A 25,484-nucleotide genomic window follows, 5' to 3' on the forward strand; every position below is an offset into this window, starting at 1 on the left:
TACGGCGCGAGCCCGAACCGGTGGAGTCGTCAGCAGGCGACACCGGAGGTCGCCCACGGACGTATGCGGGAAGGGCACCTTCGTGGATCAGGGGCGTTTGGTGAAGGCGATGAAGCGACGCCAGGTGGCTGGGTCGAAGGTGAGCACCGGGCCGGTGATGTCCTTGCTGTCGCGTACGCCGATCACGCCCGGCAGGTTGTCGGCGACCTCGACGCACTCGCCGCTGGCGCTGCGGCTCGACTTGCGCCAGGTCGCCCCGGTCAGATCGTCCACGAGTCCATCACTTCCTTCATCAGCAGCTCGGACTGCGCCTTGGGCAGGGCGACGCTGCGGATGCCCTCCCACCTCGCCAGCACAGTTGCCATCTCCTCGTTCTTGTCGATGGTCGCGCCACCGACATGGTTCTCCAGGTGTCCGACCCACTCGCCCTCGACACCGCGGGCCAGGGTCAGCGGGCCGGCGTGGCCGACATGCACGCTCACCTCGACGGGGATCACGTGCACCAGCACACCGCCGCGTTTCACGCAGTCGAGCAGGTGGTTGATCTGCTGGATCATGATGCCCCGGAAGCTCTCGTCGGCCCGGCGGAGCGTCGTCTCCTCGATCACCGCGACCAGCATCGGCGGATCGGGCCGGGTCAGGATGGCCTGCCGATCCATCCGTACCGCCAGTCGCCGCTCCACCTCGTCGTCGCTGAGCAGATCATCGGCGCGGATCACCGCTCGGGCGTAGTGCTCGATCTGCAACAGACCTGGCACCAGGGTGGGGTGATAGCAACGCAGCTGGCGGGCGGCGCGTTCGGCATCCAGCCACGGCCGCAGCCAGCTCGGTTGACCGTGCAGCTCGGCGATGCGCAGCAACCCCAACAGCAGGCCATCGCTGTCGAGCACCTCGTCGGCGCGCTTGAGGAAGAGTCGGTCGAACGGGCGTTGTCCCAGCTCGATGGCGGAGATCTGGGAGCCGGAGAAGTGCACCAGCTTGCCGAAATCCTCCTGGGTCATCCCGGCGGCCAGCCGCAGCCTGCGCAGCTGGGCCCGAATCAGTTCGGCGGTCGGCTCCGATTCCACAGTGCCTCCACGATCTGTCGGCCGCTCCCACGGGGTTCCCGAGCCGGCGTGGGGATCACCCCGGCACGCGCGTGTGCCTTCCGACCGTAGTCGTGAGATCAGCAGAATGTCACGTAGCGGTCTTGCTCCCATCCATCGGGGACGGGGTGGGGCTGCCCAGGGGCCGCCTCACACCACATGGGACGGGGCGGCCCCGCAACGGTCAGCGGAATGCCCAGCGGGCCACCCGGAAACCGACATCGTCGACAGTGAACGTCGGATGGCTGCGACGGCGTACGGAGGCGCGGCAACTCCACTGCTCGTCGAACCAGCCGCCGCCGCGCAGCACCCGGTAGCTGCCGTAGACCTCGGCGTCGTAGACGTCCCAGCACCAGTCCCACACATTGCCCAACATGTCGTACAGGCCCCAGGCGTTGGGCTGCTTGCCGGCCACCTCGTGAATCCGCTCGGCGGAGTTGCCGCGATACCAGGCGATCTCGTCCAGCGGCCCGTACCGGGGGCCGGTCGTGTCGGCCCGGCAGGCGTACTCCCACTCGGCCTCGGTCGGCAGCCGGTACCCGTCAGCGTTGACGTTCCAGTCGACCCGCTCGCCGTCGATCCGGTACGCCGGTGTCAGGCCCTTTCGCTGGGACAGGGCGTTGCAGAAGCGGATCGCGTCCCACCAGGAAACGCTCTCGACGGGAAGCCGGTCGCCGGCAGCCGCGCTGGGGCGCTCGCCGGTGACCTGCGCGTACTGCTCCTGGGTGACCGGGACGGCAGCGATGTCGTACGGCTGGAGCCGCACCGACCAGCGCCGCTGGGTACGTCGGTCCGACAGCGTCACCTGCCCGGCCGAGATGGAGATCATGGCAAGCTCCGCCGTCACGAGCAGCGAGCGTACTCGGTTGGCGGGGGCGATGACGTCCGCCACGATCAGCCGTCAGGGGCAGCCGGGGGTGCCGGTCTGGTGCCAGACTCTGCGACGTTAAGAAGGGGCCCTTCCTATACCGCAGGCGTTAACAAGGGGCCCTTCCTTCCCTTCCTCTGAAGGAGCAGTGGTGCGCTGGGGTAGCTATGTCGCGGTCGGGGACAGCTTCACCGAAGGTCTGGACGACCCGTACCCGGACGGCTCCCTCCGGGGCTGGGCCGATCTGGTCGCCACCCGACTGGCCGCCGAGGCCGGCCCCGACTTCCGGTACGCCAACCTGGCCATCCGGGGTCGCACCTTCCCGAACGTGGTGGCCGAGCAGGTGCCAATGGCGTTGGCGATGAAGCCCGACCTGATCAGCTTCGCGGCCGGTGGCAACGACGTGCTGCGCCGTACCTTCGACCCGGACGCGCTGGTCGAACGCTTCGACCAGGTGGTGGGCCGGCTGCGGGCGGACGGCGCCGACGTGCTGCTGTTCCGGTTCGCCGACGTGATGGCCCGACTGCCCGGGCAGCGGTTCATCGCCCCCCGGGTCACCCTGCTCAACCGCGCGGTCGGCGAGACCGCCGAACGGCACGGCGCCATCCTGGTCGACCTGTACGCCGACGACACCTACCTGAACCCGATGCTGTGGAGCACCGACCGGCTGCACCTGTCCCCGGCCGGTCACCGTCGGGTCGCCGGTCAGGTGCTCGCCGCCCTCGGGGTCGGCTGTGACGAGCAGTGGTTGCTCGTACCGCCCTCCCCGCAGCCGACGCCCTGGCTCTCCGCTCGGGCGGCCGACCTGCGCTGGGCCGGACAGCACCTGGCCCCCTGGATCAAGCGCCGTATCACCGGCCGTTCCTCCGGTGACACCCGGACCGCCAAACGCCCCCTGCTCGGTCCTTTCTCGTCACAGCCGCCTAGCTGATCAGGAAGCCGTCGGCACGACGACTTCCTATCAGACGGGTGGCGCCAGGGGCGCCTAGGCGTGCGGTAGGCGGTTGCGGCGTCGGGTGAGCAGCAGCATGAGGCCCCCACCGGCCAGCAGGACCAGGCCGATTCCGGCGATCAGGGTGGTCTGTGCCCCGGTGATCGGCAGTTCACCCCCGCCCCCGTTGCCGCCGTCGTCCCCGCCGCTGCGGGGGGCGGCGACCACGACGGAGAAACCGTCCTGGTTGTCGCTGGCATCCACATCCGCCGCCGGTACGGCCACGGCGTTCGCCGGCAGCTTGGTACGCACCCGGTCGGACTTGGCGACGACCTCCTCGGTCAGGCCCTCGACCTGTACGGTCCCGCCCTTGAAGGTGACCGGGGCCAAGGTGGCGGCCGGCACGGTCACCAGATTGTGCAGTTCGACCGCGGAGTGGATGTCGTCCTTGGGGTCGGTGTCCTCGGCGACCGGTACGAGGGCCAGGCTGTCATAGGTGCAGACCGCCGAGCGTCCGTCCTCGTCGACCGCGCACTCCTCGGGCGGCTGGGTGAAGGCGGTGCCCTCGGGCAGGCTTAGGGTGACCTTGACCCCGCTGACCGCCTTCCGGCCCTGGTTGACGATCCGGTAGCGCACTGCGGCCGTCTCGCCCGGGTTCAGCGGCCCGGTCGCTTCGAGCTTGCCGTCCGCCGCTATCCGCACGGACTGCTTCACGTCCGGGGCAATCACCGACAGGTCAGCCTCGGCATCGTCGACGACCTTGATCGGGAACGTCTTTCTGACGTCGGGTGACCTCACGTCTCCCCAGTATGCGTGCACTGTGACCGAGAACGTGTCCTCGTACGGCTCGTTCTTCTCGCGGATGTACATGGTGAGTGGAATCTCCACCGTCTCACCGGGTCCCGGTATGAGCCCCTGATTCGTGGAAGCGGAGATGAAGCAGTAGAAACGATCGGGCTCACCGTCGCACTCCCCGCTTCTGTTGCCCGGCTCCGGCCATTCGATGGTGGCCGGTTGCCACGGATCCAAGCGGGTGGGACCGACATCGAGCTGCCACGCGGTCGGGGTCTCGTCAGTCGTCAGGTTGGTGAACCTGAGATAGATTCGCTTCTTCTCGACCCCCAGCGGAGCCGTCGTACTGGTCAGATCGAAGTCGAACTTCGGCTCCGGGTCCACGGCAGCGGCGGGACCAGCGGGGAGAGCCGTACTGGCAAGGACGAGCAATGTGGCGGCCACCGTTCGTGACAGCCAGCGACGACCAACAGCCACAGCGGAACCTTCCGATCGATCGGCAAGTGTCATTACCGACGATATTCGGCTGGGCCCGGCCGCCTGTCCCGTCACCGGAGCGGCCACCCGGCAGCCCGCGACTGGGTACCTTGGGGATCATGCCTGTGCCGAATGATCCCGATCCCCGACTCCAGTCCTACGCCGATCCCCAGCGGCTGGTCACCACCGAGTGGCTGGCCGAGCATCTGCACGACGAGGGTCTGGTCGTCGTCGAATCCGACGAGGACGTGCTGCTGTATGACACCGGGCACATTCCCGGTGCCGTGAAGGTCGACTGGCATCTGGAGTTGAACGACCAGGTGACCCGCGACTATCTGGATGCCGAACGGTTCGCCGAACTCTGCGCCGCCAAGGGCATCGGCCGTGACGACACGGTGGTCTTCTACGGCGACAACTTCAACTGGTGGGCCGCGTACGCCCTCTGGGTTTTCACGCTTTTCGGCCACTCGGACGCGCGCCTGCTCGATGGTGGGCGACAGAAGTGGGTCGCCGAGGGGCGGGAGTTGACCCGCGACAAGCCGAACCGGCCGCGGGCGCAGTACCCGGTCCCGCAGCGCGACGACGCGCCGGTGCGGGCGTTCCGCGAGGAGGTCGCGGCGCACGTCGCGGCGGGCCGCCCGTTGGTGGATGTGCGTTCGCCGGGCGAGTACACCGGCGAGATGCTGCACATGCCGGACTACCCGCAGGAGGGTGCGCTGCGGGGTGGACACATCCCGGGTGCGGTGAGCAAGCCGTGGAAGTCCGCCGCCAACGACGACGGCACCTTCAAGTCGGCCGAGGAACTGCGCGCCATCTACGCCGACCAACTCGGGTTGAGCCCGGACGACGACGTGATCGCGTACTGCCGGATCGGGGAACGCTCCAGCCACACCTGGTTCGTGCTGCGCCACCTGCTCGGCTACCCCCAGGTTCGCAACTACGACGGCTCCTGGACCGAATGGGGCAATCTGGTCCGTGCCCCCGTCGTTAAGGGCCCGAACCCGACCTGACCCGCCAGATTGATCGTTGAGGTTGCCGGGCGGGCTGTTTGGCAACTTCAGCGGCCGATCTGCCCTTTGAGCTGGTGTGGGTGCTGTTCGTGATCGATTGTCGGCGGGTATCACCGAGTGGGCGTTCCCGGCAGGCGGACTGGCGGGTAACCAAGCCTGCCCCCGGTCATCGGCCTCGGTCTAGGCTTGCCCGGTGACGGTGGAGCAGCGGGCCCGCGGCGCGAACAGCGGGGCCACGGGGACGGGGCGGCGCCGGTCCCGCAAGGACGAGATCCTGGAGATCGCGGTGGGGCTGTTCGCCTCCCGCGGCTACCACGGGGTGTCGATGGACGACATCGGCGCGGCGGCCGGGGTGACCGGCCCAGCCCTCTACCACCACTTCGCCGGCAAGGAGGCGATGCTGGTCGCCGCGCTGGTGCCGGTGAGCGAGGAACTGCTCGACGGAGGTCGTCAGCGCGCCGCCGGCCACCCGGGCGATCCACGTGCCGCCCTGGAATCGTTGATCGATTTTCATGTCGACTTCGCATTGGCCAATCCCGCAGTCATCGCGTTGCACCTGCACGAGTTGGACCGGCTGCCCGAGGAGCCCCGACGGCGCATCCGGCGCCTCCAGCGGCTCTACGTGGAGGAGTGGGTCACCGTGCTGACCGCGCTGCACGACGGGCTGCCCGACGGGGAGGCGCGGGTGTTGGCGCACGCCGCCTTCGGCCTGATGAACTCCACCCCCTTCCTCGGTGGCGAGGTGGACCGCCGCCGCCGTGCCGAACTGCTGCGCGCCGCCAGCCTGGCCGCGCTGCTGGCCCCCACCGGACCGGCCTGAGGTCTCCCGCTCCGCCCGCAACTGGGCGTGGGCGGCTTTCCATCTCCGGCAGGTGCCCTTGCTCTACCGAAAGCGTTGAGCGGGGACCCTTCCTTGCTCCGGGGCGGTGGGGCTGCCTAGCATGCGTTCCCACCATCTGGACGCTCGGAGGACCCATGATCGAGTCGTTGCTGGTCGCCAACCGGGGCGAGATCGCCCGCCGGATCATCCGTACCGCCAGGCGGCTCGGCGTACGCGCGATCGCGGTGTATTCCGAGGCAGACGCCGATCTGCCGTTCGTGCGGGAGGCCGACGAGGCGGTCTGTGTAGGGCCCGCCAACCCGGCGCAGAGTTACCGCAACACCGAGGCGATCCTCGCCGCCGCCGCCTCGACCGGGGCCCAGGCCATCCACCCCGGCTACGGCTTCCTGTCGGAGAACGCCGACTTCGCCCGTACCGTCGAGGCCAAGGGCCTGGTCTGGGTCGGACCGGGGGCGGACGCGATCAGCGCGATGGGCGACAAGATCAATGCGCGGAACCTGATGGCCGCCGCCGGGGTTCCGGTCGCCCCCGGCACCACCGAGCCGGCGGCCGACCTGACGGCGGCGGTCGCGGCTGCGAACGAGATCGGGTACCCGGTCATGGTGAAGGCCGCCGCCGGAGGTGGCGGCATGGGCATGGGGGTGGCCGCCGACGAGAGCGCCCTGCGCACCGAGTACGACAAGGTGCGCGCGTTCGCGGAGCGGATGTTCGGCGACGGCTCGGTGTTGATCGAGCGCTACTTCCCCCGGGTACGGCACGTCGAGGTGCAGATCCTGGGGCTGGCCGACGGCCGGGTGGTGGCCCTCGGTGAGCGGGAGTGTTCCGTGCAGCGCCGCAACCAGAAGCTGGTCGAGGAGTCGCCCTCCCCGGCGGTGTCGCCGCAGCTGCGGGAGCGACTGCTGGCCGCGGCGGTACGGGCCGGTGAGGCGGTCGGCTACCGCAACGCCGGCACGGTGGAGTGCCTGCTGGTCCCGGGTACCGACGAGTTCTTCTTCCTGGAGATGAACACCCGGCTCCAGGTGGAGCACCCGGTCACCGAGTTGGTCTACGGCCTGGACCTGGTCGAGGAGCAGCTGCGGGTGGCCGCCGGTCTGCCGCCCACCTTCGACCCGGACGCGCTGAGCCCGCGCGGCCACGCCATCGAGTTGCGGATCAACGCCGAGGACCCGAAGCGGTTCCTGCCCGGCCCAGGGGTGATCAAGACCTGGGTGGAGCCCACCGGCGAGGGGGTACGCGTCGACTCCGGCTACGTCGAGGGGAACACGGTCACCCCCTTCTACGACAGCCTGATGGCCAAGCTCATCGTGTACGCCGACACCCGCTCCGAGGCGATCGCCCGCGCCCGCACCGCCGTGGCCGAATTCGCCCTGTCCGGCCCCAAGAACAACCTCCCCTTCTTCACCGAACTCCTGGACAACCAGGAGTTCACCTCCGGCACCTACGACACCACCCTGATAACCCGCATGCGCTAACCCCCGCGCCCCCGCCCCTGCGCCCCCGCCCGCCCGGATAGCCCCGTTGATCAAGAGGTTTGCGTCGGGCCGAGGCCGATTCACGACGCAAACCTCTTGATCAACAGGTGCGGGATGGGTGGGGTGGGATGCTGGGAAAGAAAGCAAGGTTCGATGGGTGTCACAGTGAGGTGGCCAGGATGACGGAACTGCCGGGGTTTGTGTCCATCCGGGAGGTTGGACCGCGTGACGGGCTCCAGAACGAGGAGCCGATTCCGACCGAGGCGAAGGTGCGGCTGCTCGATACGCTGTCCCGCACCGGGGTACGGCGGATCGAGGCGGTGTCGTTCGTGCACCCGAAGGCGATCCCGCAGATGGCCGACGCCGACGAGGTGTGGCAACGGGCGGCGAAGGTCGACGGGGTGAACTATTCGGCGCTGGTCCCCAACACCCGGGGTGCCCAGCGGGCCCTGACCGCCGGGTTCACCGAGATCGAGGTCGTCGTCTCCGCCAGTGACACCCACAACCGGCGCAACGTCAACCGTGGCACGGACGAGTCGCTCGACGACATCGCCGAACTGATCGACCTGCTGCACGGTGCCGGCGCCACCGCCGAGGTCATCATCGCTACCAGCTTCGGTTGCCCGTACGAGGGGGACATCGACCCCGGCCGGGTGGCGGCCATCGTGGACCGGGTGGTCCGCGACGGCGCCGACCGGGTCGCCTTCGGCGACACCACCGGCATGGGTACCCCCCGACGGGTCCGTGACCTGCTAGCCGCCGTACGCGAGCGCAACGCGGACATCCCGGTGCTACTGCACTTCCACAACACCCGGGGTACCGCCCTGGCGAACCTGTTGACCGCGTTGGAGTTCGGGATCACCGAGTTCGACGCCAGCGTCGGTGGCCTGGGTGGCTGCCCGTACGCCCCCGGCGCCAGCGGAAACCTGGCCACTGAGGAGGCGGTGCACATGCTGCACGACATGGGCATCGACACCGGCATCGACCTGGATGCCCTGATCGAGGCCGCCAAACTGGCCGAGGAACTCACCGCCCGCCGCCTCCCCTCCGGCGTCCTCCGCGCCGGCCCCCGCACCCACCTGACCCCCCACCCCTAAACCCACCCCGCCCCGCCCCGCCCCGCCCCGCCCCGCCCACCCCGCCCCGCCCCGCCCCGCCCCGCCCCGCCCGCCCCGCCCCGCCCGCCCCGCCCTCCCCCGCGATCTTGCAGTTTTGGTCGCCGCATATCGCTATGAAAGGCGTATATGGGCGACACAAAGTGCAAGATCGCGGGGATGGGGCGGGGGCGGGGTGGGGATGGGGGTGGGTGAGGCGTGGTGGGGGGTGGGTGGAGTGGGGTAGATTAACGATCGTTCAGGTCGGCTGGGGTGGGGAGCCGTGGTGACGGTTGACGGTGGGGCGCTGGAGCAACTCGGCAAGCGGGTTCGGGCCGGCGGTGCGGAGAAGTATCACGCGGCGAACGCGGCCAAGGGCAAGCTGTTCGCCCGGGAGCGGGTGGCGCTGCTGGTCGACGAGGGTTCCTTCGTCGAGGATGGACTCTTCGCCAACGCCCTCGCCGAGGGGCTGCCCGCCGACGGGGTGGTGACCGGCACGGCCACCATCGACGGGCGTCAGGTCTGCCTGATGGCCAACGATTCCACCGTCAAGGCCGGCAGTTGGGGTGCGCGTACCGTCGAGAAGATCATTCGGATCATCGAGCGGGCGTACGACACCGGCGTCCCGATGGTCTACCTGGTCGACTCGGCCGGAGCGCGGATCACCGACCAGGTGGAGCTGTTCCCGGGCCGACGGGGTGCCGGCAAGATCTTCTGGAATCAGGTACGCGCCTCCGGCTCGATTCCTCAGGTCTGCGCACTGTTCGGGCCGAGCGCGGCCGGTGGGGCGTACATTCCGGCCTTCTGCGACGTGGTGGCCATGGTGGACGGCAACGCCAGCATGTACCTCGGCTCCGACCGGATGGTCGAGATGGTCACCGGGGAGAAGACCACCCTGGAGGCGATGGGCGGGGCCAAGGTGCACTGCGCCGAGTCGGGCGTCGGGCATTTCCTCTGCAAGACCGAGGCCGAGGCCCTCGAGGTGGTCAGGCGTTACCTGTCGTACCTGCCGGCGAACTGGACCCAGCAGCCCCCGACCGCGGAGCCGGTCGCCGCGCCCGCCAAGGCGGACCTGGCCGCGCTGGTGCCGGCCAGCGAGCGGCAGGCCTTCGACATGCGGCGGTACGTCAAGGGCCTGCTGGACGAGGATTCCTTCTTCGAGATCCAGGCCCTCTGGGCCAAGGAGTTGACCATCGGGTTCGGTCGGCTGAACGGCGAGGTCGTCGGCGTGGTCGGCAACAACTCGATGTTCAAGGGCGGGGTGCTCTTCGTCGACTCGGCCGACAAGGCCAGCCGGTTCGTGCAGCTCTGCGACGCCTTCAACGTGCCGCTGCTGTTCCTGTCCGACGTGCCCGGCTTCATGGTCGGCAGCGCGGTGGAGAAGCAGGGCATCATCCGGCACGGCGCAAAGATGATCACAGCGATCTCCGAGGCGACCGTACCCAAGATCTGTGTGGTGGTCCGCAAGGCGTACGGCGCCGGTCTGTACGCCATGGCCGGGCCGGGCTTCGAGCCGGACGCCACCATCGCCCTGCCCACCGCGAAGATCGCGGTGATGGGCGCGGAGGCCGCGGTCAACGCGGTGTACGCGAACAAGATCGCCGCGATCGAGGACGAGGCCGAGCGGGCTGCCTTCGTCGCCGCCAAGCGCGCCGAGTACGAGCAGGACATCGACATCGTCCGGTTGGCCAGTGAACTCGTCATCGACACGATCGTCGAGCCGCACGAGTTGCGCGCCGAACTGATTCGCCGCTTCACCGCCGCCCGGAGCAAGGACCGGCACTTCTCCCGGCGTCGGCACGGCGTCACCCCCGTCTGAACCGGCGTATCCGCATCAGTCAGCACCGGCACCGTCGGCGGCGCCACAAGCGCCCGACGACCGTCCACACAGGAGGAACCGATGGACTTCCGGCTCTCCGAGGAGCACCAGGCGCTGCGCGACAGCGTGCGGGACTTCGCCCGCGAGGTGGTCGCGCCGGTCATCGCCGAGCACTACGAGCAGCACACCTTCCCGTACGAGGTCATCCGGCAGATGGGCAAGATGGGCCTGTTCGGCCTGCCCTTCAGCGAGGAGTACGGCGGGATGGGCGGCGACTACTTCGCCCTCTGCCTGGCGTTGGAGGAGCTGGCCCGGGTCGACTCCAGCGTGGCGATCACCCTGGAGGCGGCGGTCTCCCTGGGCGCGATGCCGATCTACCGGTTCGGTACCGAGGAGCAGAAGGCCCGCTGGCTGCCGAAGCTGCTCAGCGGCGAGGCGCTGGCCGGGTTCGGGCTGACCGAGCCGGGCACCGGCTCGGACGCCGGGGGCACCGAGACCCGGGCCGTGCTGGACGGCGACGAGTGGGTGATCAACGGCTCGAAGGCGTTCATCACGAACTCGGGCACGGACATCACCGTCATGGTCACCGTCACCGCCGTCACCGGCACCCGACCCGACGGCGCCAAGGAACTGTCCACCATCATCGTGCCGAGCGGCACCCCGGGCTTCACGGTCGCCCCCGGCTACTCCAAGGTCGGGTGGACCGCCTCGGACACCCACGAGTTGACCTTCGACGACTGCCGGGTGCCGGCGGAGAACCTGCTCGGCGAGCGGGGCCGGGGCTTCGCCCAGTTCCTGCGCATCCTCGACGAGGGTCGGATCGCCATCGCCGCCCTGGCCGTGGGGCTCGCTCAGGGCTGTGTCGACGAGTCGATCAAGTACGCCGGCGAGCGGCAGGCCTTCGGTCAGCCGATCGGCAACTACCAGGCGATCCAGTTCAAGGTCGCCGACATGGAGATGAAGGCGCACACCGCCCGCCTGGCGTACTACGACGCGGCGGCCCGGATGTTGGCCGGGGAGCCGTTCAAGCGGCAGGCGGCGATCGCCAAGCTGCACGCCAGCACGATCGCGGTGGACAACGCCCGGGAGGCGACCCAGATCCACGGCGGGTACGGCTTCATGAACGAGTACCCGGTGGCCCGGTTCTGGCGGGACTCCAAGATCCTGGAAATCGGCGAGGGTACCTCCGAGGTGCAGCGCATGATCATCGCGCGGGACCTGGGGATGTGAGCCGAGCCGGGCAGCCGGGACCAGGGCTCGACGGGCCACCGGTCCTGACGCTGGCCCTGCGCGGCTGACCCCGGCTCGTCCTGTCGGCTTTCCGCATCGACCGGTCGGGTGGCTGACGCTCGCGTGCCGGCTGTCGGTCCTGGCCCGTAATGTCCGTGGCCATGACGCTGGGTCATGATCCCTTCTCGGCCTCGGCCGAGCCGTCCGACCTCGCGCAACTGCTGCGCGGCCACCGTCGAGCCGCCGGCCTGACCCAGGCCGAACTCGCGGCCCGGGCCGGTGTCGGCGTACGGACGGTCCGGGACCTGGAACGGGGACGCTCCCTGCGTCCGCAACGGACCACGATCGAGCTGCTCGCGGGTGCTCTGGGACTGACCGGTGCCGCCCGGACGACCTTCGTGGCCGCCGCTCGGGGAGCCGGTGACGACCCGGTCGGCCCCGGTACCCCGACACCCATCCCGCCACCACCCGAGCTGATCGGGCGGGAGCGCGACCTGGCCGAGCTGGTGGCCCTGCTGACCGAGCCGCACGGCCCTCAGACGATCAGCCTGGTGGGCCTGGCCGGGGTCGGAAAGACCGCGCTGGCCCTGGCCGTCGGTCATGCCGTACTCCCTGGGGAGGCCCGCGGGGTTCACCTCGGCGCCGGATCGGATGTCGCCGAGGTGCTCGCCGCCGTGCTGGGGGTCTTCGGGGCCGTCCGGGTCGCGGACCTGGCCGCCCGGATCGGCGATCGTCCGGGGTTGCTGTTGGTGGACGCGGCCGAACGGGCCCCCGAGTCGGTGGTCCGGACGGTGCCCCGCCTCGCCGAGGCGGCGCCCTCCCTGCGTGTACTGATCACCAGTCGGCATCCCCTGGGGCTGCCGGAGGAATGGGTCCGACCGGTCTCGCCCCTGGAGGTGCCGGCGCCGGAGGTCATCGATCCGGCGACCCTGGCGGCCTGTCCTGCGGTGGCCCTGTTCACCGCCCGACTGGCGCAGGTCCGCCGGGAACCACCGGCTACCGAGGAGCTGCCTGCCCTGGCCACCCTGGTACGACGAACCGGCGGGCTGCCACTGGCCATCGAACTGATGGCGGCGCGCGGTCGACTGCTCAGCCTGACCGAACTGCTGGACCGGTACGGCGACCGGGTGCTGGATCTGGACCTGGCTGTCCGCAGCGGCTGGCAGGGCGGGCAGGTGCGGCGGGGCGAGGCCCACGCACCGGTGCAGGAGACACTGCGCGACGCGGTGGCGGCCAGCTACCGACTGCTCGACGACGAGGAACGTGCGGCGCTGCGGCGGTTCGCCGCGTTCGGCAACCGGTGGTCGCTCGAACTGGCCGAGGAGATGCTCACCGGCACCGCCATCACCGCCGACCCCGTACGGTTGCTCGACCGGTTCCTGGAACTGGGGCTGCTGAACATTCGCGGGGATGCACCGCTGCGCTTCCGGTTGCTCGACGCGGTCCGGGACTACGCCCTGGAGCGCGCCTCCGGCGCCGGTGAGTCGACCGTCATCCGTCGTCGGCACGCCCGGGTGATCGCGCGGTTCGTGGAGCGCACCGTGGCGGGACTGGTCGACACCGAGGCCTGTCTACTCGACGAGGTTCGCGGGGACATCGATGCCGCGCTGGCGTACGCCGCAGTCGACGATCCCGGCACCGCCCTGCGTCTGGCGGCTAGCCTGCCGCCCTGGTGGCGGCGCTGCGGGCAGGAAGCCGCGGGGCGGCAGTGGCTGTCCCGGCTGCTGGCCGATCCGGGTACCGCTGATGCCGACCCGGAACTACGCGCCCGGGCGGCGCTGGAGGTGGCGGCGCTGGCCGGTGCGGGTGAGGCCGCCGGGGAGGAGTCGCCGAGGGACCGCGATCGGTCGCGGCGACGGGGGGTGGTGGCGCGGACGAGGAAGCCCCCTGTTGTCACCCCTCGCTCATCGCCCGCGCCGGCACCCCCCTGCACGCCCCCGCGGACCCGAGACTAGCGAGACGGGGATAGGCCATCTGTCGGATTTGATGGTCTATCCCCGTTTGATCGGTCGATTCTGCCGCCTTTTCTGCCGCTGCTGTCACCGTGGGCTGGTCGGCTGAACACCGCTAGTTCGCAGCGGGGGTTGATCAGCAGCCACGGTCAAGCGATGATCAACGCTCGGTGGAGCTGGTGTCCTCCGCACGGACAGGGTCATCGCTGCCGGCGGTCGCGCAGGGATGCACCGCGTCTCGTACCCGGCGCAAACCGTCGAGCAGTGCGCTCAGTGCTGCCGGATCCAGTTGGCCGGTGAACCAGTCCTCGATGAGTTGGAGGTGGCCGGGCAGGCATTCATCGAGTCGACGCAGGCCGGCTGGCGTCACCACGGCGAAGGAGCTACGTCGGTCGGAGGGGCAGGCCTGCCGGACGATCAGGCCGTCGCGCTCCATCCGGTCGACCACCCGGGTCACGCCGCTGGTGGACAGCGAGGTCTGGGCGGCGAGGTCGGTCATTCTCAGTTGGTTGTCGGGCGAGCGGGTCAGTCGGGTGAGCACCTCGAACTCGACCGAGGAAAGCCCGTGTTCTTCCAGCTGCGCGGCGAATCGTGCCGACAGCCCGGCGTGCACCTCGAAGAGGAGGCCGACAGCGGTGATGCGTGAGTCGTTGAACACGTTCGGGTTCACCAGGCCATCCTATCAGTACTTGACACACGGAATATTGTTGAGAGTATAGTTGCTGAGTCAGTCATTGACCTGCCGAACAATATCCTGGAGGAAGTTCCCATGACCAGCACCGAGTCGGTTACCCGCGAGTGGAACGGCCTGACCATCCCGGCGGCCGGCACCTACCTGCTGGACGCTGCGCACAAGCGGGTCGGCTTCCTGGCCCGGCACATGATGGTCTCCAAGGTGCGGGGTGAGTTCACCGAGGCCACCGCGACCATCACGATCGCCGAGGAGCCGCTGGAGTCGACCGTCAGCGCGACCATCCAGGCGGCCAGCATCACCACCGCGCAGGCCGACCGGGACGCACACCTGCGCAGCCCGGAGTTCCTCGACGTCGAGAAGTTCGCCACCCTGGAGTACCGCAGCATCGGGGTGAAGTCCCACAGCGGCAACGAGTTCGTCCTCGCCGGTGAGCTCACCATCAAGGACGTGACCCGCCCGGTCGACCTCAAGGTCGAGTTCGAGGGTGTCGGTCGCAGCCCCTTCGGCACGGACATCTTCGGCTTCTCGGCGAGCACCGAGATCGACCGGGAGGAGTTCGGCCTGACCTGGAACGTCGCCCTGGAGTCCGGTGGCGTCCTGGTCGGCAAGAAGATCAAGATCGAGATCGAGGGCGAGGGCGTCCGCCAGGCCTGATCCTGACACCTGCCGACAGGCCCGCGCTGAAGCTCGCGCGGGTCTGTCGGCTCTGTCCACCGCGTCGCGCTGCCACCGGTGGTACGTGTCGGCGACATGCCGGGACAACCACGCGGGATGCCGGGCCAGCCATGTGGACGCCGGTGGCAACCACGGGGGCCGATGCTGAATGTCACAGATTGTTCGTCAGTTGGACCGTTGGCCGCGACGGCCCGGCTGGGTAGGAAGTTCTCTAGCGCGTCCGATCTGGCCCGCCGCTGGTCAGAGCGGCGTGGCTGGGCGGTGGACTGCGGCAGGGAACCGATGTTCGGGGCAGCCAGGTTCGGCGCGTCAACGAGTATGGTTCACACTGCGCTGCGGAACGGCACCGGTTCCGTCGCGTCGCGCCCCGGGAGGAACACATGGGCAGGGATGTCGACCGAGCCACGTTCTCCCGTGAGGATCGGGTCCTCTACCGGCAGAAGGTCCGCCGCTGCCTGGATGTCTTCGCCCTGATGCTCGACGACTTCGGCTTCGACGCCGACCGGCCGATGACCGGGTTGGAGATCGAGCTGAACCTGGTCGACTCGGCGGCCGAACCCGCCATGCGCAACGAGGAGATCCTCGCCGCCATCGCCGATCCGCTGTTCCAGACCGAGCTGGGACAGTTCAACCTGGAGCTGAACGCGAGTCCGAGACTGATCTCCGGTGACGGCTTCGCCGACTACGAGCGGGGCCTGCTGGGCAGCCTCAATCGGGCGGGTGAGCAAGCGTCCCGCTCGGACACCCGGATCGTCCTGGTCGGCATCCTGCCCACCCTGACCGAGGGGCATCTGGTCGCCGACAATCTGTCCACGAACGAGCGTTACCGGGTGCTCAACGACCAGATCGTCGGTGCGCGGGGTGAGGACATCGAACTGGACATCCGCGGGGTGGAGCGGCTGCGCACGCACACCGACTCCATCGCCCCCGAAGCGGCCTGCACGAGTCTCCAGTTCCACCTCCAGGTGGCACCGGACAGCTTCGCCGACTACTGGAACGCCTCCCAGGCGATCGCCGGAGCGCAGGTGGCGGTGGGTGCCAACTCGCCCTTCCTGTACGGCCGGCAACTCTGGGCGGAGACCAGGATCGCCCTGTTCGAACAGGCCACCGACACCCGCCCGGACGAGTTGAAGGCACAAGGGGTACGACCCCGGGTGTGGTTCGGGGAACGCTGGATCACCTCGATCTTCGACCTCTTCGAGGAGAACGTCCGCTACTTCCCGCCGCTACTGCCCATCTGCGAGAGCGAGGACCCGGTAGAGGTCCTGCACGCCGGGGGGGTGCCCGAACTCGCCGAGCTGAGACTGCACAACGGCACCGTCTACCGCTGGAACCGCCCGGTGTACGACATCATGAACGGGCGCCCACATCTGCGGGTCGAGAACCGGGTGCTGCCGGCCGGGCCCACCGTGGTCGACATGCTGGCCAACGCCGCCTTCTACTTCGGGCTGGTCCGGGGCCTGGCCGAGGCCGACCGTCCGATCTGGAGCCAGCTCACCTTCAGCTCCGCCGAGGAGAACTTCCACGCCGCCGCCCGACGGGGCATGGACGCAGTCCTGCACTGGCCCCGCCTCGGTGAGGTGCCGGTGACCAAGTTGGTCCTCGACGTGTTGTTGCCCGTCGCCTCCGCCGGGCTGGACGGCTTCGGGGTGGCCCCGGCCGAACGCGACCGACTGCTCGGCATCATCGAGCAGCGCTGTCATACCGGCCGTAACGGTGCGGCCTGGCAGACCGCGACCGTGTGGGCCGCCCAGCGGCAACGGGGCCTGGACCGGCGGGCCGCCCTGCACCACATGCTTCAGCGCTACGCCGAGTTGCAGGGCAGCAACGAACCGGTGCACACCTGGCCGATCGACTGACCTCAGCGGGTTCGCCGCGAGGGCCGGGCAGGTCCACTCCGGGTCTGCGGCCCGTCCGGTGACCGCTCGGCCCCGAGGGGCGCATCCGACCCCTCCCGGGCCCCGCCGGAGGTGATCTCCGCAGGCTCCGCAGGCTCCGCCCCGGCCTGCCCATCCGCCCCGGCCTGCCCATCCGCCCCGGCCTGCCCATCCGACCCAGTGGGCTCGCCGTCAGCCACACCAGGGATGTCCCCGGCCGCACCGGTGCTGTCCCCGGTCGGCTCGCCGGGGCTGTTGTTTCTGGCCGGCTCGTCGGTGACCCCGGGGGCCATGCTGTCGTCCCCGGCACGCTGCCGAGGCAGCGGCGGGATGGGTGGCTGATCGGCGGCCGACTGGTCCGACCTGCGGCGGGTGGCCCGCTGCGCAAGCGCGGCGACCAGGACGGAACCCCCGACTCCGACTATCGCCGCGTACGGGGCGATGAGGTGGGCGGACACCTGCTCGGGGCTGATCGCCGTCAACCTCGGTACGGCGAGGAAGTAGGCGATCGCCACCAGCAGTGGGCCGGCCGCACCGGAGGCGGTGGCGCCGACCCGCCGATCGGAGTCGCGTACGCCCCGCCAGGCGGCCAGGGCACCGATCACCAGTGCCGAACCGAGCGAGAGGATGGCACCGGGCCAGTAGAAGTAGTCCCGGATCCAGAACTGGTCACTGTCGGAACTGAGCTGCCAGATGCCCAACTGGGCGGTGGTCAGACCCCGACCGGCGAGCACGGAGTCGACCACGGCGACGACCGCGAGCAGCCACAACCAGCCGGCGGTGGCGATCACATTTGTGGCTGCCGCCCGACACCGCAGCGCCCAGAGGGCCACCAACGCGCCCACCAGTACGCCGACTGCGGCGTACCCGGCGGCCATGTTCCGTGGCGCGGGGGTGTCCGGTACCACCGCGACCCGGGCGGGTACCGCGACCAGCAGCACGGTGATCAGTGCGCCCAGGGCGGCGGCCCCGGCCAACGCGACCCACCACGCGCCGTCACCGGAGCGCCGGCCGGTCCGCGAGGGTCGACCCGGGTCGGCTGTCGAGGTCAGGTCGGCCGGGCTGGGGTGCCGCTCGCGGAGCCGTTGCGCACAGACCGCACCGACAATCGTCGAGTTGGCGGCGATCCAGGTGGCCCAGATCAGACTGGCCACCCAGGCCGCCGTGCCGGCCGTCGGATCGGCCGGTGCCCAGTTCAGAATGCCCAGCCCGTACCCGAAACCCAGTTGGGCGGCACCGGCGCCGGCGGCTACGCCGGCTGCGGTGGCTATCGATCCTCCCCAGCCCTGTCTGGCCATGCCGGGCAGCGTAACCTCCTGTGCTCGTAGCGGCGAGTCGTGCGCCGTACCGGAGGGTTAAGGTGACCGACGGTGCCTGGCATCGGCGGTCACAGACGCCGATGATTGGGCGGTGGGGGCGATGACGGGGGACGATACGCAGGGGCGGCCGGAGCAGACTGACGCCCACTCCGACCGGACGACACTGGTGATCGGTGGCGGCCTGGTGACGGTGCTGCTCGTGGTGATCGGAGCCGCCGTCGGCTGGGGGCTAGCCGGCGACCGGCAGCGGACGACAACGCCGCCCCTCGTCGCCGAGGCAAGCCACAGCCCCACCACGCCGGAACCGGGGGCGCCGACACCGGACGAGCAGCCCCCGGTGACCTCCGCGCCGACCACCGCCGGTGCACCGAGTCCGACCGGGTTGACCGTGCCGGACCTGGTCGGGATGGACTTCGTCAACGCCCGGGACGAGGTGCGCGTGCTCGGACTGAGCTGGAAATTCGTCTTCGGCAGCGGGGACGATGCCCGGGTGTCGAGTACCGATCCGGAGGCCGGCAGCCCGGTGAAACTCGGTGCCGTCGTGGTGATCAATGTGATCGGGGCGCCACCGCCGACCGAGGTGCCGAACGTGATGGGGAAGGACTGCCGGGCGGCGGCGGCCGACCTCCTGCGCTACGGATTCGACCCCCGCCATCCGGCCGGGGTGGACGGCACGGTCAACGCCCAGGAACCTGCCGGCGGCACCCTCGGCCGGTGGAACGATGAGGTGCGCCTCCTCTGCGGGACCCAGGAGGAGAGCCCGGATTCGCAGTGACCGGGCACCCGACACGCTGATGCCGGCCGATGGCCTGCGGAGGCGCTAGGTTGACCAGGGTGGGGATGTCGAGATGAGCGAGCGGGGCGAGGAGCAGCCGGACGACCAGACACGTCCGTTTCCTCCGTCCGCCGCAGATCCCGACCACACCCGTCCTCTGCCCCCGTCCGCCGCAGATCCCGACCAGACCGCCATCCTGGGCGGCACCCCTGGATCCACAGCGGCGGACCCGACCGTACCGGTGCCCCCGGTGCGGCGGTCCGAGCCATGGTCGGGACGGGCCGAGGTACCGCCGGTGGGTCCTGGTCAGGACCGCGACCTGGCCGCCGGCGAGTGGTACGGCGACGACCCGGCCGGGCGGCGCTGGTGGCTGCCGATCGCCTGGGGCATCGCCCTGTTGCTGCTCCTCGCGCTGCTCGGGACAGGGCTGTGGCTGGCGCGTCAGGCGGTCGACGAGGGCGACTCCGGCCCGCCCTCGCCGCAGCCGACGACCTCGGCGGTACCCACGAGCGACTCGCCGTCACCCACCCGGTCGCCCTCGGCCGCGCCGACGACCAGCGCGGCGTCGACCACCCTGCCGCTGCCCCCACTCGTCGGCCTCACCGAAGGGGCGGCCCGGGCCTTGCTGGACCGGCTGGACCTCGAACCCCAGGTGGAGTACCGCCCGTCGGACCAACCGGCGGGAACGGTGATCGCCACCGACCCGGGGGCGGGTGATCCCGTCGAGTCGGGCGACGTGGTCAGGTTGGTGGTCGCCACGGCCGGTCCGAGCCCGTCGACACCGACCTCTGGGCCGCCGAGCACCGAGCCGACCACTGAACCGACGACCACTGAGCCGACGGCCACGGCCAGCCCCACGAGGTGACCGTCGGTGCGCTCACCACTGGCGTCGTCTGGTACCCACCAGCCCCAGCCCGGCCAGGGAGATGGCCAGCCCGAACACCCCTGACCAGAACAGCGACCGACTGAGTTCGTCGGCGCTGTGCTCGCCGACGGTGTGACCGGTCCGGCCCGCCCGGTGCCCGGCGGAGGGTTCGGCGCCGCCGGGCAGGGTGGCCGAGCCCTCGGGCGGCACGGCGGAGCCCTCGTCGGTGTACTCGTCCCAGGTGGGTGGTGAGCCCGCCGTCGGGGTGGCTTCCACCACCGTGATCTCGGGGGCGGGCACCGGCTCGGCCAGCCGAGTCGACGACAGGGCGGGATCCCGGACCAGCACCGCCAGAGTGGCGGCGGCACCTAGCAGTGCCAGGATTCCGAAGGCGTAGGCGATACGGGACCGATGGGGCCGCCGCGCGGACAGATTGACCATGGCCATCCCAGGTTCAGGGCCCTGGACGCGCGGTGGAGAGGTGCCGGGGTGGGCACACCGATTCTATGATGCCGGTGTGCCCCTCGGCGGATGTTCCGAAGGCTCAGCCCGTCGTGGATCGGCTGCTCAGCCCGTACGAATCGGGGTCCGGCTCACGGGCCGGCGCAGCGCGCGGACGGTGTGCGGCAGCGGCTGCGGGGCGGCCTGAAGCAGTCGCAGCCCTTCCCGCTTGACGAAGATGGACCGGCGGTTGACCGCGTCTCCCACCGCGTTCAACTCGTAGCCTTCCAGCCAGAGCCAGCCGTCGTAGGTCGGCCGGTCCAGCACCCGGATGACCCGGAAGTGGATGGGCTTGGTGAACTGGACGCTGGCCGCGCTGTTCACGTGCAGTACGTCACCGGAGCGGGGAAGCACATGGGCTCCTGAAGGATCGGCCGGCGGAGAAGGCCGGCAAGGCTGTGGGGGGCAGTGCGAACTCCCGGCGCGGAGGTCGTGTCTCTACGCCGGTGCGTGACGTTGACGGGTCGAGCGGTGCTGGTCGCCACCGGTCCCGTCATGTCTCGGCTGTCACGGAAAGCGGCTGACGCCACCGCCTCCGATCGCACCGTGATGATCACAGGGGGAGACTGGATCGAAACGGTGCGTAGCCTGGGTCATACGGACAGACTGCATCAGGGTCATGCTTCATGCAAGTTGCATGTCGACTTTTGCCGATACGTGAGCGGCTCGCGCGAAACGACGCTTGAACGTTCCACCACCCGAACGGCACACTGGGACCGGTTTCGCCCGTCGCGGCCGGTCGAGGACCGGTTCCACCCTTGCCGCGAACGTCCGCCGCCCCATGGATTGCGCGCCCCAGGCGGGCGGCATGCAGCGGCGCGTCGAGGCGGAAGGTGACACCGTGAGTGAGCGGCGTAGTCCGACCATCCGGCGACGCCGACTCGGCGCAGAGCTTCGTCGCCAGCGCGAGACGGCCGGAATCACCATCGAGGCGGTCGCCGAGCAACTGGAGTGCTCGGCGTCGAAGATCTCCCGGATCGAGACCGGCCACACCACCGCGACCCCCCGGGACGTTCGGGACATGCTCCGCATCTACGGGGTGGTCGGTGCCGAGAGCGACGAGTTGGTGCAGATCGCGCGGGAGGCGCGGCAGAAGGGATGGTGGCATCCGTACAGCACGGTTCTGGTCGGGGCGTACGTGGGCCTGGAGGCCGCGGCCAGTTCGATCCGTGCGTACGAACAGCAGGTCGTTCCGGGTCTGCTGGAGACCGAGGATTACGCCAACGCGATGATCCGGGCGGCCCGCCCTGACTTCACCGCGGAACAGGTGCGGCAACGAGTGCGTGTCCGACTCGGTCGTCAGTCGTTGTTGACGCAGGACGATCCGGTCGATCTGTGGGTGGTGCTCGATGAGGCGGTGATGAGCCGTCCGGTGGGCGGGGACGCGGTGATGCGCGCTCAGCTCCAGCGGTTGGTGGAGGTAGCCCGGTTGCCGAACGTGACGTTGCAGGTCCTGCCCTTCGAGGTGGGAGCTCACGCCGGCATGGACGGCACCTTCACGATCCTGGGCTTCCCTGAACCCGGTGATCCGGATGTCGTGTACGCGGAGAACGCCACGGGTGGGCTCTTCCTGGAGAAGAGCGACGAGCTACAGAAGTACAACTTCATCTTCGATCACATTCGAGCAGCGGCCATGCGTCCGGAGGAGTCCGTCGGGTACATCGCAAAACTGGCAGAGGAGCCGCTGTGGAAATGGCGACGCAAGGATTCCCCGTGAACCTGACGCAGGCGCACTGGTTCAAGAGCTCGAAGAGCGGGCCGAACTGTGACAACTGCGTTGAGGTGGCGTATGTGACCGGGGCGGTCGGCGTCCGGGATTCGAAGGACAAGGCCGGACCGGCCCTGGTCTTCGCCCCGGGTGGCTGGCGCGCCTTCGTCGCCGGCACACGGGACGGCGTCTTCGGACGGGACTGATCCCGTAGTAGTGACTGGTCCCCGATCGGCATGTCCGGTCGGGGACCAGTTCATGCCGACGGTCGGCGCGGCTGCCGTCGCCACTTCGAGCCCGTCTCGTTGTACCTCTCGGTACGCGCTGGTCGACATCCCCCCGAGCAGGGCGGGTATCCGAACGAGGCAGGCGAGACGGATGACGAGTATCGGGTCGGACAACCTCACCAACGGGCCGGGCAAGCCGGAGCGATTCGGTGGGAAATATCGTGGGGCTCGGCGGGACACCGTGTTGACCGAGGTGGTCTCGACGGACACCGAACACCCTGGGCGGGAGGCCAGCCCGACGGGCGAGCCGGCGGCCTCGCCGCTCACCCTGCCGTCGCTGGACCCCAATCCGCTCACCGAGCCGTCCTTCCCGGCGGCCGGCTGGTCGACGATGGACGAGGGCTCCCTGGCGGATCATCCGCTGCTGCGCGGTCTGCTGTTGGAGTTGCCGCCGAGGGGCAGTGTGCCGCCTCCGGGCTGGCTCGACCGCTGGTTCGAGGCGACCCGGGCGATCCTGGAGCTGCTATACGTGCAGGGCGCCGGCCGGGCTCGGTGAGCTGGCGGACCGCTGCGGCATGGCCCGCTCGGCGAGCCGGTTGTGCCGCAGCGCGTGGCGGACCCCGATGGCCACCACGCCCAACACTCCGACGGTGACCGCCGGGCCGGTGGCGCCGGGGCCGAAGAACTGACCGACGCCGCTGGCCGCGATCAGTGCGGGCAGCAGGGTCAGGCCGGTCACCTGCAACGGCAGCCCGATCATCGGATGGGCGGCGGCGGCCCGGAGCCCGTGCGGGGCCGGGGTCTGAGGGGCGACGGCCAGTGCCCCCGCTCCGGCCCGGAGTCGACGCACCCGGCGTACGGTGCAGATCGCCACCGTCAGCGCAGGCAGGGCGGCCAGGGCCAGGCCACCGGCGGCCCGGTCGGCCAGGGTGGCACCGGCGGTGGTCAGGCCGGCGATCGGCAGAGCCACCGTCAGACCGAGCCCGACCAGGGTCAATCCGAGCAGCCAGCCGGCGTGTCGGCGCAGCCCGCGCGCGTGCCTCATCCGGGGCAGCCCCTCCGCGAGGTAGCCGGCGGCCCACCAGACGACTGCGACCGGGAGCAGGAGGACCAAGTGGTTCTGCATACCTGTCAGCCTTGCCCGTTTTTCGCGCCGCCGAATCCGGGTTGGTCCCCGGTTGCTCCCGTACCCGTACCCGTAGGGGGAACCATCGCTTCGTGTTATGGGTGATCCGACATGTTTATCTGGTGGAACACCTGGAACTACCCTCTTCTTGATCGGCGTCCTTCGATCTAGCTGTCCCGAGCAGGCGACGAAGGCTGTCGATCAGAGGGAGGTAGTAGGAAGATGGCTCTTCCACAAAGGTCCGTTTTCGTCGGCTTGGCTGCGCTGGCGATGGTGGCGGCAGCGACGCCGGCCATGGCCGCCGAACCGGTCGGCACCATCCGAAGCGCCGGCGGCGCCACCGCCGTCAAAGACAGCTACATCGTCGTGTTCAAGGACAGCGAGGTGAGCCGTACCGCGGTCGGCTCCTCGGTGGAACGCCTGCTGCGCCGTCACGGTGGAGCCACGGCCCGCACCTACAGCACCGCCATCCGGGGCGCCGAGCTGCGGATCAGCGCCAAGGCGGCGGCCCGGATCGCGGCGGATCCGGCGGTGGCGTACGTCGAGCAGAACCACACCGTGCAGCTCGCGGCCACCCAGACCAACCCGCCGTCCTGGGGCCTGGACCGCATCGACCAGCGCAACCTGCCGCTGAACAGCTCCTACACGTACCCCAACACGGCCTCGAACGTGACGTCGTACATCATCGACACCGGCATCCGGACCTCCCACTCGGACTTCGGTGGCCGGGCGACCTGGGGCACCAACGCGGTCGACTCCAACAACACCGACTGCAACGGCCACGGCACCCACGTCGCCGGCACGGTCGGCGGCACCGCGTACGGCGTGGCCAAGGCGACCCGACTGGTGGCCGTCAAGGTGCTCAACTGCTCCGGCAGCGGCACCAACGCCGGGGTCATCGCCGGCGTCGACTGGGTCACCGCGAACGCGGTCAAGCCCGCCGTGGCCAACATGAGCCTCGGCGGCGGGGCGAACACCACGCTCGACAACGCGGTGATCAACTCGATCAACTCCGGCGTCACCTTCGTGGTGGCCGCCGGTAACGGCAACAGCCTCGGCCAGCGGCAGAACGCCTGCAACTACTCCCCGGCCCGGACCGCACCGGCGATCACCGTCGGTGCCACCCAGAACAACGACGCCGCCGCGAGCTTCTCCAACTTCGGCACCTGCGTCGACATCCTGGCACCCGGCGTGAGCATCACGGCCCCGTGGATCACCAACGACACCTCGACGAACACCATCAGCGGTACCTCGATGGCCTCGCCGCACGTCGCCGGTGCCGCCGCCCTGGTGCTCTCGGCCAACCCGTCCTGGAGCAACCAGCAGGTGCGGGACTACCTGGTCAACAACTCCACCCCGAACGTGATCAGCAACGTCGGCACCGGTACCCCCAACCAGCTGCTCTACGTGGTCAACGGCAGCACCCCGCCGCCGACCAACGACTTCTCGGTCTCGGTGTCGCCGACCTCGGGTTCGGTCGCGCCGGGCGGTTCGGCGACCGCCACGGTGTCCACCGCCACCACCAACGGCTCGGCCCAGTCGGTCAGCCTCTCGGCCAGCGGCCTGCCGTCCGGGGCCTCCGCCTCGTTCAGCCCGGCCACGGTCACCTCGGGCGGGTCCTCGGCGCTGACCATCAGCACCTCGGCCAGCACGCCGGCCGGCACGTACCCGGTGACCATCACCGGTAGCGCGGCCTCCGGCACCAAGACCGCCACCTACACGCTGACGGTGACCGGCAGCGGTAGCGGCAGCTGCTCCGGCACCAACGGCACCGACGTCTCGATCCCGGACGCCGGCTCGGCGGTGACCAGCTCGATCATCATCTCCGGCTGCAACCGGAACGCCTCGTCCAGCTCCACCGTCGCGGTGAACATCGTGCACACCTACCGTGGCGACCTGGTCATCGACCTGCTCGCCCCGGACGGCTCGTCCTACCGGCTGAAGAACAGCAGCAGCTCGGACAGCACGGACAACGTGAACACCACCTACACGGTGAACCTGTCCAGCGAGGCGGCGAACGGCACCTGGCGCCTCCAGGTGCGCGACGTCTACCGCGCTGACACCGGCTACCTCAACACCTGGACCCTCAACCTCTGACCCTCGTACGACATCGGGCCCTCGACCAAGCGGTCGGGGGCCCGATCGT

Annotated in this window: 24 protein-coding genes and 1 pseudogene; 16 read left to right on the forward strand and 9 right to left on the reverse strand. The window is 69.8% G+C overall.

The window, feature by feature from the left end:
- Positions 1 to 87: 87 nt before the first annotated feature.
- The 3 genes from ACLQ2T_RS00075 to ACLQ2T_RS00085 form a co-directional block, all read right to left on the reverse strand.
- Complete coding sequence (locus tag ACLQ2T_RS00075) at positions 88 to 273, reverse strand: DUF397 domain-containing protein (RefSeq protein WP_425763918.1); 186 nt, start codon at positions 271 to 273, stop codon at positions 88 to 90.
- Entirely contained in the window at positions 261 to 1,067 is an 807-nt protein-coding gene (locus tag ACLQ2T_RS00080) for a helix-turn-helix domain-containing protein (protein ID WP_425763919.1), read from the reverse strand. Before ACLQ2T_RS00080 ends, ACLQ2T_RS00075 begins: the two co-directional genes overlap by 13 nt.
- Positions 1,068 to 1,269: 202 nt before the next feature.
- The gene (locus ACLQ2T_RS00085) at positions 1,270 to 1,914 is read right to left on the reverse strand and encodes a formylglycine-generating enzyme family protein (RefSeq protein ID WP_425764396.1); all 645 of its coding nucleotides are present in this window, start codon (positions 1,912 to 1,914) and stop codon (positions 1,270 to 1,272) included.
- A 190-nt stretch (positions 1,915 to 2,104) separates the two neighbouring features.
- Between ACLQ2T_RS00085 and ACLQ2T_RS00090 the strand changes: the two genes are divergently transcribed.
- A complete protein-coding gene (locus ACLQ2T_RS00090; protein ID WP_425763920.1) occupies positions 2,105 to 2,884 on the forward strand; it encodes an SGNH/GDSL hydrolase family protein in 780 nt (259 codons plus the stop codon).
- Between the two features lie 54 nt (positions 2,885 to 2,938).
- Here ACLQ2T_RS00090 and ACLQ2T_RS00095 read toward each other — a convergent pair whose 3' ends face one another.
- Positions 2,939 to 4,153, reverse strand: a complete 1,215-nt coding sequence (locus tag ACLQ2T_RS00095; RefSeq protein ID WP_425763921.1) for an LPXTG cell wall anchor domain-containing protein — start codon at positions 4,151 to 4,153, stop codon at positions 2,939 to 2,941.
- Positions 4,154 to 4,272: 119 nt separating this feature from the next.
- Between ACLQ2T_RS00095 and ACLQ2T_RS00100 the strand changes: the two genes are divergently transcribed.
- From ACLQ2T_RS00100 to ACLQ2T_RS00130, 7 genes and pseudogenes are all read left to right on the forward strand, one after another.
- Entirely contained in the window at positions 4,273 to 5,163 is an 891-nt protein-coding gene (locus ACLQ2T_RS00100) for a sulfurtransferase (protein WP_425763922.1), read from the forward strand.
- Positions 5,164 to 5,356: 193 nt separating this feature from the next.
- Positions 5,357 to 5,983, forward strand: a complete 627-nt coding sequence (locus ACLQ2T_RS00105; RefSeq protein WP_425763923.1) for a TetR/AcrR family transcriptional regulator — start codon at positions 5,357 to 5,359, stop codon at positions 5,981 to 5,983.
- Positions 5,984 to 6,138: 155 nt separating this feature from the next.
- Positions 6,139 to 7,476 (forward strand): acetyl-CoA carboxylase biotin carboxylase subunit, encoded by a 1,338-nt coding sequence (locus tag ACLQ2T_RS00110; protein ID WP_425763924.1) that lies wholly within the window; start codon positions 6,139 to 6,141, stop codon positions 7,474 to 7,476.
- A 179-nt stretch (positions 7,477 to 7,655) separates the two neighbouring features.
- Positions 7,656 to 8,573, forward strand: a complete 918-nt coding sequence (locus ACLQ2T_RS00115; RefSeq protein WP_425763925.1) for a hydroxymethylglutaryl-CoA lyase — start codon at positions 7,656 to 7,658, stop codon at positions 8,571 to 8,573.
- A gap of 283 nt (positions 8,574 to 8,856) precedes the next feature.
- Positions 8,857 to 10,389 carry an acyl-CoA carboxylase subunit beta gene (locus ACLQ2T_RS00120; protein WP_425763926.1) on the forward strand — a complete coding sequence of 511 codons (1,533 nt, stop codon included), beginning with the start codon at positions 8,857 to 8,859 and terminating at the stop codon, positions 10,387 to 10,389.
- An 81-nt stretch (positions 10,390 to 10,470) separates the two neighbouring features.
- Positions 10,471 to 11,619, forward strand: a complete 1,149-nt coding sequence (locus ACLQ2T_RS00125; RefSeq protein ID WP_425763927.1) for an acyl-CoA dehydrogenase family protein — start codon at positions 10,471 to 10,473, stop codon at positions 11,617 to 11,619.
- Between the two features lie 161 nt (positions 11,620 to 11,780).
- Positions 11,781 to 13,460: pseudogene (locus ACLQ2T_RS00130) on the forward strand (ATP-binding protein); the annotation flags it as partial.
- Between the two features lie 271 nt (positions 13,461 to 13,731).
- On the opposite strand, the gene ACLQ2T_RS00135 reads toward ACLQ2T_RS00130, so the two are convergent.
- A complete protein-coding gene (locus tag ACLQ2T_RS00135; protein ID WP_425763928.1) occupies positions 13,732 to 14,241 on the reverse strand; it encodes a MarR family winged helix-turn-helix transcriptional regulator in 510 nt (169 codons plus the stop codon).
- Between the two features lie 99 nt (positions 14,242 to 14,340).
- Between ACLQ2T_RS00135 and ACLQ2T_RS00140 the strand changes: the two genes are divergently transcribed.
- Positions 14,341 to 14,919, forward strand: a complete 579-nt coding sequence (locus ACLQ2T_RS00140; protein ID WP_425763929.1) for a YceI family protein — start codon at positions 14,341 to 14,343, stop codon at positions 14,917 to 14,919.
- Positions 14,920 to 15,320: 401 nt separating this feature from the next.
- Positions 15,321 to 16,799 (forward strand): glutamate--cysteine ligase, encoded by a 1,479-nt coding sequence (locus tag ACLQ2T_RS00145; RefSeq protein ID WP_425763930.1) that lies wholly within the window; start codon positions 15,321 to 15,323, stop codon positions 16,797 to 16,799.
- 2 nt (positions 16,800 to 16,801) lie between these two features.
- On the opposite strand, the gene ACLQ2T_RS00150 is transcribed toward ACLQ2T_RS00145, so the two are convergent.
- Entirely contained in the window at positions 16,802 to 18,115 is a 1,314-nt protein-coding gene (locus tag ACLQ2T_RS00150; RefSeq protein WP_425763931.1) for a hypothetical protein, read from the reverse strand.
- 121 nt (positions 18,116 to 18,236) lie between these two features.
- Between ACLQ2T_RS00150 and ACLQ2T_RS00155 the strand changes: the two genes are divergently transcribed.
- Positions 18,237 to 18,911, forward strand: a complete 675-nt coding sequence (locus ACLQ2T_RS00155) for a PASTA domain-containing protein (protein WP_425763932.1) — start codon at positions 18,237 to 18,239, stop codon at positions 18,909 to 18,911.
- 295 nt (positions 18,912 to 19,206) lie between these two features.
- Positions 19,207 to 19,776, forward strand: a complete 570-nt coding sequence (locus ACLQ2T_RS00160) for a PASTA domain-containing protein (protein ID WP_425763933.1) — start codon at positions 19,207 to 19,209, stop codon at positions 19,774 to 19,776.
- Positions 19,777 to 19,788: 12 nt separating this feature from the next.
- On the opposite strand, the gene ACLQ2T_RS00165 is transcribed toward ACLQ2T_RS00160, so the two are convergent.
- Together ACLQ2T_RS00165 and ACLQ2T_RS00170 are read right to left on the reverse strand one after the other, a co-directional pair.
- Entirely contained in the window at positions 19,789 to 20,223 is a 435-nt protein-coding gene (locus ACLQ2T_RS00165; protein ID WP_425763934.1) for a hypothetical protein, read from the reverse strand.
- 120 nt (positions 20,224 to 20,343) lie between these two features.
- On the reverse strand, positions 20,344 to 20,631 hold the full coding sequence (locus ACLQ2T_RS00170) for a hypothetical protein (RefSeq protein WP_425763935.1): 288 nt from the start codon (positions 20,629 to 20,631) through the stop codon (positions 20,344 to 20,346).
- A gap of 487 nt (positions 20,632 to 21,118) precedes the next feature.
- On the opposite strand from ACLQ2T_RS00170, the gene ACLQ2T_RS00175 reads away from it, so the two are divergent.
- The 3 genes from ACLQ2T_RS00175 (at position 21,119) to ACLQ2T_RS00185 (ending at position 22,768) form a co-directional block, all read left to right on the forward strand.
- A complete protein-coding gene (locus ACLQ2T_RS00175) occupies positions 21,119 to 21,994 on the forward strand; it encodes a helix-turn-helix domain-containing protein (protein WP_425763936.1) in 876 nt (291 codons plus the stop codon).
- Positions 21,970 to 22,191 (forward strand): DUF397 domain-containing protein, encoded by a 222-nt coding sequence (locus ACLQ2T_RS00180; RefSeq protein ID WP_425764397.1) that lies wholly within the window; start codon positions 21,970 to 21,972, stop codon positions 22,189 to 22,191. Before ACLQ2T_RS00175 ends, ACLQ2T_RS00180 begins: the two co-directional genes overlap by 25 nt.
- A 172-nt stretch (positions 22,192 to 22,363) precedes the next feature.
- The gene (locus tag ACLQ2T_RS00185) at positions 22,364 to 22,768 is read left to right on the forward strand and encodes a hypothetical protein (protein ID WP_425763937.1); all 405 of its coding nucleotides are present in this window, start codon (positions 22,364 to 22,366) and stop codon (positions 22,766 to 22,768) included.
- Here the strand turns inward: ACLQ2T_RS00185 and ACLQ2T_RS00190 are convergent.
- Positions 22,736 to 23,338 carry a hypothetical protein gene (locus ACLQ2T_RS00190; RefSeq protein WP_425763938.1) on the reverse strand — a complete coding sequence of 201 codons (603 nt, stop codon included), beginning with the start codon at positions 23,336 to 23,338 and terminating at the stop codon, positions 22,736 to 22,738. The genes ACLQ2T_RS00185 and ACLQ2T_RS00190 overlap by 33 nt on opposite strands.
- 222 nt (positions 23,339 to 23,560) lie before the next feature.
- Between ACLQ2T_RS00190 and ACLQ2T_RS00195 the strand changes: the two genes are divergently transcribed.
- Positions 23,561 to 25,435 carry a S8 family peptidase gene (locus tag ACLQ2T_RS00195; RefSeq protein WP_425763939.1) on the forward strand — a complete coding sequence of 625 codons (1,875 nt, stop codon included), beginning with the start codon at positions 23,561 to 23,563 and terminating at the stop codon, positions 25,433 to 25,435.
- Positions 25,436 to 25,484 lie beyond the last annotated feature (49 nt).

Source organism: Micromonospora sp. DT229, from assembly GCF_049844505.1.
Classification (GTDB): Bacteria; Actinomycetota; Actinomycetes; order Mycobacteriales; family Micromonosporaceae; genus Micromonospora.

What these genes read in the sequence shown, in the direction of transcription:
- ACLQ2T_RS00085 (WP_425764396.1), bottom strand. Translation starts at nt 1,914, where the DNA reads ATGATCTCCATCTCGGCCGGGCAGGTGACGCTGTCGGACCGACGTACC.
- ACLQ2T_RS00100 (WP_425763922.1), top strand. Translation starts at nt 4,273, where the DNA reads ATGCCTGTGCCGAATGATCCCGATCCCCGACTCCAGTCCTACGCCGAT.
- ACLQ2T_RS00110 (WP_425763924.1), top strand. Translation starts at nt 6,139, where the DNA reads ATGATCGAGTCGTTGCTGGTCGCCAACCGGGGCGAGATCGCCCGCCGG.
- ACLQ2T_RS00115 (WP_425763925.1), top strand. Translation starts at nt 7,656, where the DNA reads ATGACGGAACTGCCGGGGTTTGTGTCCATCCGGGAGGTTGGACCGCGT.
- ACLQ2T_RS00125 (WP_425763927.1), top strand. Translation starts at nt 10,471, where the DNA reads ATGGACTTCCGGCTCTCCGAGGAGCACCAGGCGCTGCGCGACAGCGTG.
- ACLQ2T_RS00140 (WP_425763929.1), top strand. Translation starts at nt 14,341, where the DNA reads ATGACCAGCACCGAGTCGGTTACCCGCGAGTGGAACGGCCTGACCATC.
- ACLQ2T_RS00145 (WP_425763930.1), top strand. Translation starts at nt 15,321, where the DNA reads ATGGGCAGGGATGTCGACCGAGCCACGTTCTCCCGTGAGGATCGGGTC.
- ACLQ2T_RS00150 (WP_425763931.1), bottom strand. Translation starts at nt 18,115, where the DNA reads ATGGCCAGACAGGGCTGGGGAGGATCGATAGCCACCGCAGCCGGCGTA.
- ACLQ2T_RS00155 (WP_425763932.1), top strand. Translation starts at nt 18,237, where the DNA reads ATGACGGGGGACGATACGCAGGGGCGGCCGGAGCAGACTGACGCCCAC.
- ACLQ2T_RS00165 (WP_425763934.1), bottom strand. Translation starts at nt 20,223, where the DNA reads ATGGCCATGGTCAATCTGTCCGCGCGGCGGCCCCATCGGTCCCGTATC.
- ACLQ2T_RS00180 (WP_425764397.1), top strand. Translation starts at nt 21,970, where the DNA reads ATGGCGACGCAAGGATTCCCCGTGAACCTGACGCAGGCGCACTGGTTC.
- ACLQ2T_RS00185 (WP_425763937.1), top strand. Translation starts at nt 22,364, where the DNA reads ATGACGAGTATCGGGTCGGACAACCTCACCAACGGGCCGGGCAAGCCG.
- ACLQ2T_RS00190 (WP_425763938.1), bottom strand. Translation starts at nt 23,338, where the DNA reads ATGCAGAACCACTTGGTCCTCCTGCTCCCGGTCGCAGTCGTCTGGTGG.
- ACLQ2T_RS00195 (WP_425763939.1), top strand. Translation starts at nt 23,561, where the DNA reads ATGGCTCTTCCACAAAGGTCCGTTTTCGTCGGCTTGGCTGCGCTGGCG.